Source organism: Planktomarina temperata RCA23 (assembly GCF_000738435.1).
GTDB lineage: Bacteria > Pseudomonadota > Alphaproteobacteria > Rhodobacterales > Rhodobacteraceae > Planktomarina > Planktomarina temperata.
In genome coordinates, this window is record NZ_CP003984.1 from 2,457,399 (window position 1) to 2,470,848 (window position 13,450).

17 protein-coding genes are annotated in these 13,450 nt (G+C 50.7%); 8 read left to right on the top strand and 9 right to left on the bottom strand.

Translation table 11 applies throughout. The annotated features are described in order from the left end of the window. Positions 1-73: 73 nt before the first annotated feature. The 4 genes from RCA23_RS11765 to RCA23_RS11780 are packed head-to-tail and all read right to left on the bottom strand — an operon-like array spanning position 74 to position 2,078. Positions 74-265 (bottom strand): twin-arginine translocation pathway signal protein, encoded by a 192-nt coding sequence (locus tag RCA23_RS11765; RefSeq protein WP_044050483.1) that lies wholly within the window; start codon positions 263-265, stop codon positions 74-76. A gap of 54 nt (positions 266-319) precedes the next feature. Further along, positions 320-925, bottom strand: a complete 606-nt coding sequence (locus tag RCA23_RS11770) for a TorD/DmsD family molecular chaperone (RefSeq protein ID WP_044050484.1) — start codon at positions 923-925, stop codon at positions 320-322. Continuing rightward, positions 922-1,551, bottom strand: a complete 630-nt coding sequence (locus tag RCA23_RS11775; protein ID WP_044050485.1) for a DUF3306 domain-containing protein — start codon at positions 1,549-1,551, stop codon at positions 922-924. The genes RCA23_RS11770 and RCA23_RS11775 overlap by 4 nt, the downstream gene beginning before the upstream one ends. Beyond that, positions 1,548-2,078 carry a DUF3305 domain-containing protein gene (locus RCA23_RS11780; RefSeq protein ID WP_044050486.1) on the bottom strand — a complete coding sequence of 177 codons (531 nt, stop codon included), beginning with the start codon at positions 2,076-2,078 and terminating at the stop codon, positions 1,548-1,550. The genes RCA23_RS11775 and RCA23_RS11780 overlap by 4 nt, the downstream gene beginning before the upstream one ends. Positions 2,079-2,432: 354 nt before the next feature. Between RCA23_RS11780 and RCA23_RS11785 the strand changes: the two genes are divergently transcribed. After that, entirely contained in the window at positions 2,433-4,400 is a 1,968-nt protein-coding gene (locus RCA23_RS11785) for a 4Fe-4S binding protein (RefSeq protein ID WP_044051527.1), read from the top strand. On the opposite strand, the gene RCA23_RS11790 is transcribed toward RCA23_RS11785, so the two are convergent. Beyond that, complete coding sequence (locus tag RCA23_RS11790) at positions 4,394-5,119, bottom strand: cytochrome c family protein (RefSeq protein WP_044050487.1); 726 nt, start codon at positions 5,117-5,119, stop codon at positions 4,394-4,396. The two genes, RCA23_RS11785 and RCA23_RS11790, sit on opposite strands and share 7 nt — an antisense overlap. A gap of 95 nt (positions 5,120-5,214) precedes the next feature. On the opposite strand from RCA23_RS11790, the gene RCA23_RS11795 reads away from it, so the two are divergent. The 5 genes from RCA23_RS11795 (at position 5,215) to RCA23_RS17030 (ending at position 7,932) form a co-directional block, all read left to right on the top strand. Further along, positions 5,215-5,406 carry a DUF6494 family protein gene (locus RCA23_RS11795; protein ID WP_044050488.1) on the top strand — a complete coding sequence of 64 codons (192 nt, stop codon included), beginning with the start codon at positions 5,215-5,217 and terminating at the stop codon, positions 5,404-5,406. Further along, positions 5,407-6,462, top strand: coding sequence for an Mrp/NBP35 family ATP-binding protein (locus RCA23_RS11800; RefSeq protein ID WP_044050489.1), 1,056 nt, complete (start codon positions 5,407-5,409; stop codon positions 6,460-6,462). Next, the gene (locus RCA23_RS11805) at positions 6,459-7,172 is read left to right on the top strand and encodes a biotin/lipoate--protein ligase family protein (RefSeq protein ID WP_044050490.1); all 714 of its coding nucleotides are present in this window, start codon (positions 6,459-6,461) and stop codon (positions 7,170-7,172) included. Before RCA23_RS11800 ends, RCA23_RS11805 begins: the two co-directional genes overlap by 4 nt. A gap of 1 nt (position 7,173) precedes the next feature. Beyond that, a complete protein-coding gene (locus tag RCA23_RS11810; RefSeq protein ID WP_044050491.1) occupies positions 7,174-7,683 on the top strand; it encodes a DUF6505 family protein in 510 nt (169 codons plus the stop codon). 69 nt (positions 7,684-7,752) lie between these two features. After that, entirely contained in the window at positions 7,753-7,932 is a 180-nt protein-coding gene (locus RCA23_RS17030) for an HD domain-containing protein (protein WP_081870963.1), read from the top strand. Positions 7,933-8,245: 313 nt separating this feature from the next. Here the strand turns inward: RCA23_RS17030 and RCA23_RS11820 are convergent, their stop codons facing one another. Both RCA23_RS11820 and RCA23_RS11825 read right to left on the bottom strand, forming a co-directional pair. Beyond that, positions 8,246-8,659: a P27 family phage terminase small subunit gene (locus RCA23_RS11820; RefSeq protein ID WP_044050492.1), complete on the bottom strand. Its 414-nt coding sequence runs from the start codon at positions 8,657-8,659 to the stop codon at positions 8,246-8,248. A gap of 292 nt (positions 8,660-8,951) precedes the next feature. Continuing rightward, positions 8,952-9,659 (bottom strand): IS6 family transposase, encoded by a 708-nt coding sequence (locus RCA23_RS11825; RefSeq protein WP_044050493.1) that lies wholly within the window; start codon positions 9,657-9,659, stop codon positions 8,952-8,954. On the opposite strand from RCA23_RS11825, the gene RCA23_RS11830 reads away from it, so the two are divergent. Then, complete coding sequence (locus RCA23_RS11830) at positions 9,610-10,590, top strand: phage/plasmid primase, P4 family (protein ID WP_081870964.1); 981 nt, start codon at positions 9,610-9,612, stop codon at positions 10,588-10,590. The genes RCA23_RS11825 and RCA23_RS11830 overlap by 50 nt on opposite strands. 248 nt (positions 10,591-10,838) lie before the next feature. On the opposite strand, the gene RCA23_RS11835 is transcribed toward RCA23_RS11830, so the two are convergent. Then, positions 10,839-11,183 carry an HGGxSTG domain-containing protein gene (locus tag RCA23_RS11835; RefSeq protein ID WP_044050495.1) on the bottom strand — a complete coding sequence of 115 codons (345 nt, stop codon included), beginning with the start codon at positions 11,181-11,183 and terminating at the stop codon, positions 10,839-10,841. 415 nt (positions 11,184-11,598) lie between these two features. Between RCA23_RS11835 and RCA23_RS11840 the strand changes: the two genes are divergently transcribed. After that, positions 11,599-12,633 (top strand): aldo/keto reductase, encoded by a 1,035-nt coding sequence (locus RCA23_RS11840; protein ID WP_052377157.1) that lies wholly within the window; start codon positions 11,599-11,601, stop codon positions 12,631-12,633. A 46-nt stretch (positions 12,634-12,679) separates the two neighbouring features. Here RCA23_RS11840 and RCA23_RS11845 read toward each other — a convergent pair whose 3' ends face one another. Continuing rightward, positions 12,680-13,447, bottom strand: a complete 768-nt coding sequence (locus RCA23_RS11845) for an SDR family NAD(P)-dependent oxidoreductase (RefSeq protein ID WP_052377158.1) — start codon at positions 13,445-13,447, stop codon at positions 12,680-12,682. Positions 13,448-13,450: the final 3 nt, after the last annotated feature.

Here is a 13,450-nt window from a genome sequence, read left to right on the forward strand (position 1 = left end):
GGCTAATTTGATCTCAAACAGTCGGGCGTCACGCTACCAGTCGCTTGAGGTTTCGGTCTTGCTGGGCAGCGCTTTAGAAGCGGGCGCTGTCCAGGTAAGCGCGGGTGTGCGCCGTATCTTGCATCTCATTGGATGAAAGGTCTGCAGGGCTGGCAGCCACGGCAGATGTGCCAGAAGCAACCGCGACAAAAGCTGCCGGAGCCGCTGTGCCCACAATCTTCAGAAAGTCTCGGCGCGTTGCGCCATCTTCAGAGGTTTTGCTCATTGGGATGTCTCCCTCCTGTTGCGTGGCGAACGTGTCGCCAGGTTATTGCGGCGCCTATGCCGCAGTCATTCTGAACGCTTCGCGCTCAATGTCGATAAAGGCTCGACCCACACTACCGACAGAGGCATAAAGGATCGAATTTTTTGCCGCTTCCAAATCAGTAAAGAAATGCCCGGCCCAGGGCGCAATATGCTTGTTGAAAAACTGCCTTTGGTCAGCGAGCTCAGCCGGTATTCCAAACCGACCAACGATCATCCCCCCCATCATCTCCATCAAAGAGGCGATATTGTCCTCAGGTTCATAAACACTGGGTGCCCTAACCATGCCGCGCAACGCCATGTCAGAACGCAGTGTGGCCAGTGGTTTTTCATGTAGAAAACCTGTCAAATAATAACTGGCATAGGGCAGCAACTCTCCACGCCCCAAACCGATGAACAACGCATTGAACTCACTCTCAACTTTCTTAGGATTGGTCACCCGCGCCACACGCGACAGGCTGCTGATTGCTTTGCCCAAATCACTGTCATCGCCCGATAGACCTATACATTGATCGAGCAAAAGCTGATCCGGCGGCGCAGATAAGATCAAACCAATGAAATTGTAGAGATCCGCGCGCAAGCGATCTTCGGACCCAATCGTTATGTCTTGAGCAGGATTCACGCTGCACTCTCCTTGGCTATAAATTTCATACGGCGCGGCATCGGCGAGGCGCATTCAACCTGTAACTCATCCGGCTCATCTCCTGTTTGAGAAGTTTGAAAGGCTAATGCGTCTTCTTCAGCTTGCCGCTCAAGATTAATCGGCGTTTCGGCCTCCGCCTCAGATTCAAGTTTGTCCTCACCTAGCTCCGCTTCTACGATGGTTGGGTTTAGGCGCTCTTCCTCCTGCCGAACCATCTCTTGCACATGCTTTAACATGCCTTTGCCCACTTGATAGGCCGTTTGGATATTTTCTACCGCCAGGGCAGCATCTGTGAAGTCCTCGCCATAATCGACAAGATTATCCACATTCGCCAAGACCGGGTTCGAGCGCCAAAGCGTCCGCAAGGCCCTACGGCGCAAACGATCTGGCACAGATTTAGACATAAAGCCCGAAAAGTCATCGCCCATTGCCATCTCATCAGGATTGGGCAGCTCTAGTTTCTCCAGTAAAGCCTCATCAGAAAGTTCATCCAACTCGGCGTGTTCCTCAGACAATTTTCTAGCCTCGACAGCCGCCAGATCGGCCTGAGCCTCTAATTCAACCTTCGCCTTACGACGGGCCCAAAAGTCTTGCTGACCACTCAATGGACTGTCTGCTTTGCAGTTGGTGCACGGTAGACATCCGAGATTTGCCGAATCCGAGAATCACCAATGCCGTTTTGATCCAAATCCACCCGCGCCTTGTCACGCCGGCGCTTAACAAACACCTGATCTTCGTGATGCGCTTCGACATAATCACGAACCCAGGCGACCAAACCTTCAGGCATGGGCACTTTTTCGACCAACTCTTCGCCCGTATCCGCATAATCTTGCGCTTCAAATGGCGAAGCCGTAGCCATAACCACATCTAATGGATCCACATCATCGCTGTCACGCATTACAACATAAATCGCCGGATTTTTGGTTGAAAGACCCTGCAAATAGGCCTCGGTATCGGTGCGGAACAATTCCAAAGAGACCGTTGCCGCGTGATATTCCACTGCATCGCCATCGCGGCGCAATTCTTTCCAATGAGCGGGACCCGCTCCTGGCAAAACCGCAACAGCCTTCCAAACATAGTCAACCCAGCGCGTTACGCCGGGCACCCTGCGTACCACTATTCCCAACGCCATGGATATCGATTTTTGAGCCGCTTGAGTCAAACTACCTCCATAATCGTGGTTACGATTACAAACACTATGTCTGAGGTTTCGAATTTATACAAAGAAATTAAATAATTATTGTGAAAATCTCCTAAATTTCTACGATGCAGCCATTTAGGAGCTTACAATTATTGCATTTAACTACTTATTATTATTTACAAAAAAAACAGTATTTCACGAACATTAAGGATCGTAAAAAAAACACTGCACATGCACCATGGAGGTTGCAACAGCCTTTCTACAAAATATGCGGTTTACGAACCGTCAAAAGCACGATTAACATCATGAAGGCTTTTTAGTTTGGCCGCCTCTGGGGAGAACCAATTGACTAAAACCTTAATTTTATGCGACTGTCTAGGATCTCAATCAATCGATGTAGACGCCATTTCCAAGGCAACTGGGCTTGCTTGTTCTCGTGTTCATAACAACCTTTGCGGTGATGAAATCAATCTCGCAGCAAAAGGCATCGAAGCAGGTGAGGCCCTCATCGCCTGCCAACAAGAGCGCCAGAAATTCGAAGAGTTGTCCGAAGAATTGCAGGCCGACCTGCCCGCCTTTGTTGATATCCGAGACCGCGCAGGTTGGGGCGAAGGCAATGTCACCCCCAAGATGGCCGCCCTCGCAGCAGAAGCTACTTTGCCAGCCCTTACCAGGCAAATGGGCGGTTCAATTGACATTCTGTCTGAAGGCACCTGCCTGTTAATTGCCGGTCCAAAAGGACATGAAGCCGTTCTGCAAGCCGCCGCCGATCTCTGCGATGTTTTGGCCGTTACCGTCTTGCTGCCACAAGGCGGGGAAATTCCCACAGATCGGCGCTTCGATTGCGTTGTTGGGCAGCTGCAGCATGCCTCCGGCGCTCTCGGGGGGTTTTCCCTTCAGATCGATGCGCTGCAAGAAGTTCGGCTAGGGGGACGCGGTGCTTTTGAACTGACAGATCCCCTGGATGGCGCGGCTTCGCATTGTGACATCATTATAGATTTTCGTGGTCCACCTGCACTGTTCCCTGCACCCGAAAAACGCGATGGATACCTGCGTGCAGATGCCCGGCACGTCCCTTCAGTTGCGAAAGCGGTTTTGACAGCCTCGAAGATGATAGGCACTTTTGAAAAACCGCTCTATGTCCGCCTTGAAGAAAGCCTTTGCGCCCACAGCCGCGCAGAAAAACCAGCCTGTTCGAATTGTTTGAACGTCTGCCCAACTGGAGCGATTCTCTCAGCAGGAGAGCATGTGACCATTGATCCAATGATCTGTGCCGGCTGCGGTTCCTGTGCCGCAGTTTGCCCTTCTGGCGCGATTAGCTACGATGCTCCATCGATTGATATTTTATTTCGCCGCATAAATACCTTGGCCGAAATTTTTAGCAAAGCAGGCGGAGAAAATCCACGTCTGTTGGTCCATGATGGCGACGCGGGCGCCGAAATGATCTCATTGGCGGCGCGCTTTGGTCGTGGCCTCCCAGGCTCTGTCGTTCCCCTCGAAGTTAACGGCCTGGCCGGATTCGGCCATGCGGAAATTCTGGCCGCACTGGCCTGTGGTTTTGCCGAGGTCAATATTTTGACCTTTCCAACCTCCGAAACCGACGTGATTGATGAGCAAATAAATTTGGCAAAAGCTCTAGGTGGTTTAGATACAGTGCATAGGCTGCAACCTACGGACCCAGAAGCTTTATGCGACATGTTGTATTCCGGGACGGCAGTCGAAATAGCCTGCGCTCCGATTTTGCCAATCGGTTCTCGGCGGCAAGTGGCACGTTTAGCTGCTAAAGCTCTTCAGCCAGAGGCAAATGTGCTCAACCTACCGATCGGGGCGCCCTATGGGGCAGTCCTAATTGACACAGAAGCCTGTAGCCTCTGCCTGGCCTGCGTCTCCCTTTGCCCCTCTGGTGCCTTGGGAGACAATGAAGATCTGCCACAACTACGGTTTCAAGAAGACGCCTGTCTGCAATGCGGCCTCTGCAGCAATATTTGTCCAGAGAAGGCCATTTCTTTGAAACCGCAGATGGATCTCACAGATCAAGCCTTTACACAAAAAGTTTTGCATGAAGAAGAACCCTTCGCCTGCATCGAATGCGGATCACTTTTTGGCGTGAAATCTACGGTTGAGAAGATCACTGAGAAACTAGCGGGAAATCATGCGATGTTTGCAAATCCGGCCGCGTCAAAGATGATCCAAATGTGCGACAACTGCCGTATTCAGGCACAGTATCACTCAACAGACAATCCGTTCCAAGGTGACGCCCGCCCTCGGGTACGCACAACAGAAGATTATCTGTCAAAGCGCCGGGATCATTGAGATTGGATAGGCGATCCCAAATCAGCCGGCTGAATGGTCGCCACATAGGCCACAATGGCCGCAATTTCGTCCAAGGAGACCTCAATCGGTACGATTGGAGAGGGCAAATGAGCGGCAAAGGGATCGGTCACCTCAAACACTTGAGTGAACGCAGGGTGTGGATTGAGGAGATAGAATGCCTCGTATCGGCGACGCCAATCTTTAAAATTGCGCATGAGCGCAAACGAAGGGGTCGAGCCTATGGCCTTCATCCGATTGCTTTCATGAACAACATGGCAACGACCGCATTTTTCCAAACTAACCCGCGCACCCAGAGCCGCGTCTCCAGTCAGCGGCTTAGGTTTCGCAACAGCTGCCGTCTCAATTTTCGCTTGAAACACCGCGATTCCATTTGGGGCAAACTCCTCAATTGTGAGTTTGCCCGTATCCGACAAGAGCCAAATTTCAAACCGCTCAGCGGCGGGATGACCACCCGAAGCAAACCGCCACAATCTAGCGCCTTCGCGAAACACAGGCGTGCCTTCTGCCCCGAAGCGCGCCTGAGCGCCACCTTGCAAGAGATAGACTTTTGTGCCTGTTTTCAAAGAGAAACGAGGCAAAAGATACCTCAGAAAGCCACTGTCTTTAAAGGCAGAGGGGGCTTGCAGGGTAAAGGATTTTTCTTGGGCCAAAACGGGTGCGGCAAACAGAGCCCAACATATCACCAAAGCTTTAAACATTTCACCTATTTCCCCAATTTGCCCCAACTTGCAATTCACCCTAGGGGCAGTAGGATTCAAACGTCAACATTTGCAGCAACTAAAAGGAACGTTCGATGAGCGAAGAGTTAAATATGTCCATGCGAAAATTTCTCAAGCAAGTTGGAGTTACCTCACAGCAAGCGATTGAAGACGCATTGCGTGCGGTACCAAATACCGCCGGGAAAAGCTATTCTGCCAAAATGGTCCTCACCCTTGAGGGACTGGATTTCGAACATGTCGTCACCGGTAAAATTGAAAGTAATTAAATGTCAGTAACCCGCGAAGAGGTACTCGCTTGCCTCAAAACGATCCAAGCGCCCTCTGGCGTAGATCTGGTCGAAGCAGGATTGGTTCGCGCTCTTTCAGTAACCGGTGGCGCTGTCCGATTTGTAATGGAAGTGAGCTCCCCCGACCCCTTTGAACCGGCTAAGGCCGAAGCAGAAAGAAAACTTGCGGCCCTTGGTTGTGCGCCAGTATCCATCGTGATGACGGCTCACAGCAAACCTTCCGCCCCGCCTGACCTATCGCCCACCAGAAAGGCAGAGCCCGCAGGCCCAGAAAAAATTCCAGGCGTAGATCGCATTATTGCTGTGGCCTCCGGCAAAGGCGGCGTAGGAAAATCAACTGTTGCGGCCAATTTGGCCTGTGCTTTGGCCGCAGAAGGGCGTCGGGTTGGCATGCTTGATGCAGACGTCTATGGACCATCACAGCCCCGCATGCTTGGCGTGTCTGGCCGTCCGCAAAGCCCGGATGGCAAGATCATTTTACCACTACGAAATTTTGGTGTGACGATGATGTCTATTGGACTAATGACCAATGAGGATCAAGCGGTGGTCTGGCGTGGTCCGATGCTCATGGGCGCCTTGCAACAAATGCTCACACAAGTACAATGGGGCGCGTTGGATGTAATGATTGTCGATTTGCCGCCTGGCACAGGCGACGTAAATATGACCCTTGCCCAGAAAGCCCATGTAGATGGGGCAATTATTGTGTCCACGCCGCAGGATGTTGCACTTATGGATGCACGAAAAGGCATTGATATGTTTAATCAATTGGGAACACCTATCATTGGTATGATTGAAAATATGAGCACGCATATCTGCTCGCAATGTGGCCACGAAGAGCATGTCTTTGGACATGGTGGCGTTAGCGAGGAGGCCAAGAAATTGAACGTACCGCTACTAGCCGAAATTCCGCTTCATCTCGACATTCGTTTGGCTGCCGATGGTGGGGCACCGATTGTTGTCTCCAAACCCAATTCTACTCAGGCACAAGCTTTCCGCAGCCTGGCAAAATCTTTGATTGAAAGCGGTCAGGCATGACAGAAAATCAAAGACCAAGCTTTCCCCCACTCTTCAGCGGACTGGCCATCAGCGGCCAGATTAATCCCTTTGAAAAGGCCCGCGCAGAGGCTACCCGTGGCTGTGATGCCGGGTTGGTAGTCTATAATTTGGCTGCTAATTCGCTTGAAGCGGCGATTGTTTTCGCTCCAGATGTGACGCTCGAAGAGGCCATGGCCGTGCTGCCGCTTTGTGGTATTGGTTTTCAAAACGCCTTGGGCGCTCTGGCGCCACCTGAGGTGGCAGTTCAGCTCGAGTGGGCCGGCGGTTTGCGGATCAATGGAGCCCGCTGCGGCGCTTTACGGGTTGCAGCGTCTACCGTGGATACCGATGCGCTGCCCGATTGGATAGTAGTTGGATTGACCCTGCCCCTCTGGCCAGAAAGTGATGCACCGGGCGAAACACCAGACCATACTGCACTCTATGCTGAGGGCTGCGCAGAGGTTAACGCACTGGGTCTATTGGAGTCTTGGGTTAAACACACTTTGGTTGGCATCAACACCTGGAGCGAAGATGGGGTAAAATCTTTGCATTCTAATTGGCGCGGTCTGGCGCATGGCATTGGCGAAGACATAAAGATTCATGGACAGGCCGGCACTTTTCTTGGCGTAGACGAGAAATTCGGAATGCTGCTTCGATCTGAAGTGACTACCCAACTCATCCCATTAAGTTCCGTACTGGAGGGCAACTGATATGATGCTGGCGCGCGCAATACATTTTGACGAAAGCGATATGAATGTCTTTCACTCGCCTGCGCGCACTGGTGAATGGTGTATCTCGGGCGGCTTTGAATTTTCCAATTGGACAGAAGCTGATTTGACTGGAAAGTCGCGGCAAGCCTTTTCCAACGGTTGGCTTGGTGTGGAGACCTTTGGCCGCGTAACATTTGTGGCTACAACCAAAATTGAACCATCAGAATACGCGTTTCTCAAGGACTCCTTAGCACGGCACTTTGTTCAAATCTATGGCGCCCCGTCCCTAGAGGAAGCAGGCCAAGTTGCAGAAGAAGAATTGGTGCATATGACCGAGCTTTGCAACGACCACGACCCTAATACTTTGCTCACAGTGGTGCGCGAGTTGACAGGCTCCGGCGTGAAAGAGGGGTTTCGCATGATTGAATCGCAAGATGCGGGATTGAACCAATTTGCCATCCATGGCTCTTTAGATGACGATGGACCTGACGGTCATGGCCACAGCCACTAGGTAAACATCCCTCGCCTTGACTCAATCAGACAAATAGAAACTTGTATTGGATTGTAGTAAAAGAGAGCCATAGCTGCAGCTCGACTGCATGACTTTGTAGAGGACAGCCCACCTACCTCTGTGGCTGAATTAGAGGCCCTTTTCGGCAAAGAAATAGCTAGCATTGTAGCTGAGCTTACCGACGACAAGTCTTTACCGAAGGCAGAGAGAAAGAAGCAACAAATCTTGAATGCCTCCAAAAAAGAGTAACGAGGCCAGCTTGGTAAAACTCGCTGATACAACCTCAAACATCGGTGCTATTGCTAATTCGCCACCTGACGGTTGGTCCTTGGAGCGACGCCTGGAATATATTGGTTGGGCCAACACGGTTGTAGGCCACTTACCGCTACTGCCCAAAGAGGGTTTAGCTGAGTTCTTGAGCCGCTGCGATCAAGCACGGTCCGTCAGGCTAAGAATGCTTCTCTTGGAGCACCCAGACACATCCATTTTCAGCATCGGTAGCGGCGCTGTCAGACGAATAAGAGCTCGCATCGGATTGCTAGTACAGCCTAAACCTATGCGCTCAATAGTTGGCGCCACTCAGCAAGAGCAGCGGTTCGATTGAGCTTGCTTGCTGATTGAGTGACATTGAGCGAATGACAGCAAGCTGCCTGCGCTCAACTGTGTCGATAATTGCAAGAAGCGGGTTTGGGATTGGTGTCCCTCGCTGGTTTTCAATGATAACACCTTGTTCTTCGACCGATGCTTGGTGTTGTCTTATGTCCGCTTCCATTCTCACGACCTTGGCCAACAGAATAAGGTCCATATCGCGCCAATCCTCGCGTGCGCGTGCGCGCGTGAACTGGCCCCAAATTATCAACTCGTCATCGCTGCGTAACTCTACGCCCTGCGGTAAAGGGACGCTTTCAATTGCACCTTTAAAACCACCGAGCGCGGCGGTGACGCTGTTTTTATCGCTACGCTTTTTCTGGCTCATATTTTTTTCTCCGGGTTTTTCCGTAAACGCGCAAAAAGTCAGTTACGAGCGCCGGTGCGCCGAAAGGTCAGCAAGGGATTAGACCCGCCCCCCACTTTCATGCATTAAGCTATGAAACAATTCCGGTAGTTGATTTGTAACACTGAATAAGCAAGCGTTGGGTTGGCGGGTATACTGGCGGGCTAGAAATTAAACCTTAATAAAATAACTGAAAAACAAAAGCTTGTAAAAATTCATGGCGGTGCTGTCAGACGAATGAGAACTCACATCAGATTGCAGGCGCAGCCTGAACCTATGCGCTCAATAGTTGGCGCCACTCAGTAAGAGCGGCGGATCGATTGATCTTGAAATTGTCTCGTGAGTAGAAGTGGCGTTCCTGATTGAAATGGTTGTGGACTGAAGAGTGGACTGCAGCGAACTTCTGCAGACATCGCATTTGTCGAAAGCGGAGCATAGCGCGTTCTCGTCGTCGAAACGGCAAGTGGGAATTCTCCGCCCTATTGTTACACCAGCGGCCCGTTTCCTGCCGATCCGCGTTGCCAACAACTTTCATTGCAGCGCCGTAGGAACGTAGTTTGTCCGTCACAACTACTTCTGGCCCGCCGTAGCGCTTCATTACTTTTCTGAGAAATTTCAATGCCGCTTTGCGGTCTCGGCGCTTGGTAACATAACTTTCCAGCACCTCACCTTCGTGATCAACGGCTCGCCAGAGATAATGTGTCTCTCCATTTATCTTTACGAAGACCTCGTCCAAGTGCCATTGCCAGTTCGAATAAGATCGCATCCGACTGACCCGGTTTCTTCGTATCTCAGCAGCAAACATCGGACCAAATCTATTCCACCAAAACCGAACTGTTTCGTGGCTGATCTCAATGCCTCGTTCGTGCAGAAGATCTTCCACGTTACGGAGTGAGAGCGGAAAACGAACGTAAAGCATCACAGCCAAGCGGATGATCTCAGGGCTCGTTTTAAAATACCTGAATGGGGAGTGTTTTGTCATACGGAGAGGCTACGAGACCACCCTGCCCGTCTCAAGCTCGTTTTGTCTGACAGTACCCTCTTTAATCTTACAGATGTATGGCGCTTCTATCTGTGGGGTTGGGACGCGGTTAAAAGAACCGAAAGCATTCATCCTTTATGGGCAATCTGCAGCGAATGGTAAATCCACCATTCAAGAGGTGCTGAGGCGTATACTTCCGCATGGTGTCATTTGTAGCATATCGCCAGGTGACATGGATAAAGAACAGTATCTGGCCAAGTTAATCGGGGCGTCAGCAAATCTGTCTGATGAGTTATCAAACGCTGCAGCTATCTCATCGGACAAATTCAAAGCTGTAATTACGGGAGACCCTGTTACCGCAAAGATCATCTACAAAGAGCCAGTGGAGTTCAAACCCAGAGCTATGCATATTTTGTCGACTAATGTACTTCCAAGTTTTAAAGGCGGCATAGATGCGGGGATCGAGCGCCGATTGCTGGTAATACCGTTCAGTCGAACAATACGTGTTGAAGAGCGGATTTCAGACTTTGAGACAAAGTTAATGAGAGAGCAGGGAGACATTTTGATTTCAGAGGCCATCCGCGAAGCGGCAATAGTGTTTAAAAACGGTCACTACTCGATGCCAGCCTCTTGCCAAGAGGCAACCACGCAGTGGATGAAAGAAGCGGACACTGTGAGAAGCTGGTTAGAAGACGGTGGTTTAAAAAGAGCCGTACCAATACGCGTAGCAAAGCTTTTCAATGAAGTTTACATTTACTTCAGAAAAGACATGGATGAAGTTGGTATCAAATATATCCCTGGGTTGCCCAAATTTAACTCAAAAATAAGGGAATTCATCACCAATGACCCGAGTTGGGAGGAGGTTCGACATTCAGACGGGAAGAAAATTCAAAGGTCTAATCTAGTGACTCGGATGACTGGAAATTCGTAGACTTTTTAAACTTAGCATCACACTAGACAATTCAGATTATGAATGTTTGCAGAAAATCGAGTCACTACGATCACTAAATGAAATTGCGCCCCAATGAATTTGCGGCACCAATATTATAGGCCCATGGTCCAAAGACCACGGCCCATGCTTAATGGGTACCCCCTTGCGGCATCCCTGCTTGCCCCCAAGAAAGGCCGCAGTAACCCCCAAGGCAATTGGTCTAATGCCAATGGTCTACTATCATGGTCTCAGAGTTCCCAATCTTTGCGCCAGTCCTTGGACAGATGCCCGTGGTCCACGAACCAAGCCTCCAGCTCTTTCAGTTCGCCGCGCATCTGCCGCCCCTCCTCTGCAAAGCGCCGTGCTTCTGCGCGCTTCTCTTTCGTGAACTTGCCATGCTTGGTTCTAGCCTCTGTGAGTCGCGCCAGGCCGTCCTTGGTCCTCGGACCGGTACTCGCGCCTCCATGGAGCTTGCAGCGGCCCACAGGGAGTCTAGCGGGGCGCTGGCAAGGCGTGCCGCTGCGCGTTCGGGCCTCGCACCTCTGACCTTGCCAGTTTGGGCCGTAGAGCCATGGTTTGGGATTAGCTTTCATTGTGCTCAACTATCATCGGTTTATGGGGTTTTATTATACCCCATTTTTGATGGTGTGGCTAGGCGCGCGTGGCTTGGTCCACGGACCGCGGACCAAGCAAAACCGTCCAGCGCAAATTGAGCTCATGCAACACTGAAGGCGGAAACGTAGGGCGTGGCTCTTGATCCCCAGTCCACAGACCCAAGCAAGATGGTCCAGGAACCCCGGGCCAGGTTTAAAGTAGCGAGATGCAGGGTGTTTTGTCATTGGCCGAGGTGACAAAGTCACCCTGCCTGTCTCAAGTGATTTCGTCTGACAAAGGCACGTCGTATTCTTACACATTACAGTAAGGAAACTAAATCCAAACAGTGACACCAAGTCATAAAATATATAAATCAATGCCAATTACCTTTTTGCAAAAAAAAACGGAGTCACCATGAGTTCAACAGCAGATAATCCCACAAAATACCCGCCGCGAACGGCACCGATTTCTTCCATTGAAATGCCCCAATTTGGATTTGGTTGCGCGCCACTTGGTGACCTGTTTGTCGAAACTTCTGAAGCCGACACTCGGCTGGCTCTAGACACTGCATGGGATGCAGGCGTGCGGTATTATGATACAGCACCTTGGTATGGGCACGGGCTGAGCGAGCACCGTTTGGGCGGATTGTTACGACAGCATTCACGGCAAGGTTACTACGTCTCAACTAAAGTTGGGCGCGTGTATCTTCCGGCGCCACGCGGTGAAGACAAGCGCGTCCAATGGTGCGGTGGACAGAATTTCGAAGTCAAATATGACTACACCGCAGAGGGACTCGCAGTATCTTATACACAAAGCCAATTGCGCCTTGGCCAAAGTTCGGTTGACGCGCTGATCATTCACGATCTGGACCAAGGATATCATGGCGATAAATTTGACAGATACTACCAACAGCTCAAAGATAGCGGGTTGGAGTATCTTCATAATTTGAAATCACGTGGAGAAATTTCGTCGGTCGGAATGGGTATCAACGCGTTGGGCGATTTCGAATTTTTTGCAGATCGTATCGATTTGGATTTTTTCCTTGTTGCGATGCCCTACACACTTCTTGATCAAAATTCGCTAAATACGGCAATGAAGAGATGTATCGAGCGCGGGATAAAAATTGTTGTTGGTTCACCGTTTGCCTCCGGATTGTTAACAAATCCAACAAATCCAGACGTGCGCTATAATTATGGCCCCGTCCCGGATTACATTCGCGCTCGAGCCATTGGGCTTCAGGATTGTTGCGCGGAATTCAACGTGCCGCTGATGGCCGCAGCGTTGCAATTCCCGCTCCTTCATCCAGCTGTCTATTCGATTATTCCAGGTGCCCGAACAGCGCGTCAAATTACTGGAAATATGGAAAATTTCAATTTAAATATTCCCAGAGAGCTGTGGACAGAAATGAAGAACCGCGGTTTAATCGTTCCGGACGCACCCATCGGATAAAAAAGGCCCAGCGTTAGGCCGGGCCTGAGTCGTCAGGGAGGTTAGTTTAATACATCAAGAACCCACCACTTACATTGATCGTTGCACCTGTCATGTAAGCCGCATGATCACTTGCCAAAAACAAGGTTGCGCCTGTATGATCTCCGGGTTGCGCCAAGCGTTTGAGTGGAATGCCACCCACCATATTTTCGATTTGACCTCCGCTCATTCTATCTAGTCCAAGCATTGGTGTCTCCACCAAACCCGGCGCAACCGAATTTACGCGAATTCCATGGTCTGCCCAACTGCGTGCGAGACCACGGGTCATGGTTGTGATTGCACCTTTGCCTGCATTATAAACGACCGACCCGCCAAACCCACCTGACATCCAGCCTTGTGAGGAATAGTTGATGATCACACCACTCCGGCCGTCGTCAACCATCAATTTTGCAACAGCTTGACTGAGAAAAAACGGCACCTTTACGTTGATGTCCATCTGGAAATCGAAATCAGATTCCGATACTTGAAACAAATCGTCCGCTCGTTTGATAACACCAGCAATGTTCACCAAAACGTCAATTTTGCCAAGTGTGCTATCGATTTTCTTAACAAGTGAGGGCAAGCGTGCGGTATCGGTCAGATCGACGCCGAAACCAGCGTGTTGCGGCCCTAGTTCCTGGGCGAATTCATCGCATTGGGCTTGATCAATGTCGACCACAGCCACTTTAGAACCAGCTTCTGAAAAACCTTTGGCAACGGCGCCGCCTATGGCGCCGGTAGCGCCTGTCAATAGAACGGTTTTGCCCTCTAAGCCAAAACTGAGATTATCACTCATTTT

Bases quoted from the DNA above. Each gene is read 5' to 3' on its own strand.
- RCA23_RS11830 (WP_081870964.1), top strand. From the start codon at position 9,610: ATGATCTCAGGGCTCGTTTTAAAATACCTGAATGGGGAGTGTTTTGTC.
- RCA23_RS11805 (WP_044050490.1), top strand. From the start codon at position 6,459: ATGACAGAAAATCAAAGACCAAGCTTTCCCCCACTCTTCAGCGGACTG.
- RCA23_RS11825 (WP_044050493.1), bottom strand. From the start codon at position 9,659: ATGACAAAACACTCCCCATTCAGGTATTTTAAAACGAGCCCTGAGATC.
- RCA23_RS11780 (WP_044050486.1), bottom strand. From the start codon at position 2,078: ATGGCGTTGGGAATAGTGGTACGCAGGGTGCCCGGCGTAACGCGCTGG.
- RCA23_RS11800 (WP_044050489.1), top strand. From the start codon at position 5,407: ATGTCAGTAACCCGCGAAGAGGTACTCGCTTGCCTCAAAACGATCCAA.
- RCA23_RS11810 (WP_044050491.1), top strand. From the start codon at position 7,174: ATGATGCTGGCGCGCGCAATACATTTTGACGAAAGCGATATGAATGTC.
- RCA23_RS11765 (WP_044050483.1), bottom strand. From the start codon at position 265: ATGAGCAAAACCTCTGAAGATGGCGCAACGCGCCGAGACTTTCTGAAG.
- RCA23_RS11795 (WP_044050488.1), top strand. From the start codon at position 5,215: ATGAGCGAAGAGTTAAATATGTCCATGCGAAAATTTCTCAAGCAAGTT.
- RCA23_RS11790 (WP_044050487.1), bottom strand. From the start codon at position 5,119: ATGTTTAAAGCTTTGGTGATATGTTGGGCTCTGTTTGCCGCACCCGTT.
- RCA23_RS11840 (WP_052377157.1), top strand. From the start codon at position 11,599: ATGAGTTCAACAGCAGATAATCCCACAAAATACCCGCCGCGAACGGCA.
- RCA23_RS11845 (WP_052377158.1), bottom strand. From the start codon at position 13,447: ATGAGTGATAATCTCAGTTTTGGCTTAGAGGGCAAAACCGTTCTATTG.
- RCA23_RS11835 (WP_044050495.1), bottom strand. From the start codon at position 11,183: ATGAAAGCTAATCCCAAACCATGGCTCTACGGCCCAAACTGGCAAGGT.
- RCA23_RS11820 (WP_044050492.1), bottom strand. From the start codon at position 8,659: ATGAGCCAGAAAAAGCGTAGCGATAAAAACAGCGTCACCGCCGCGCTC.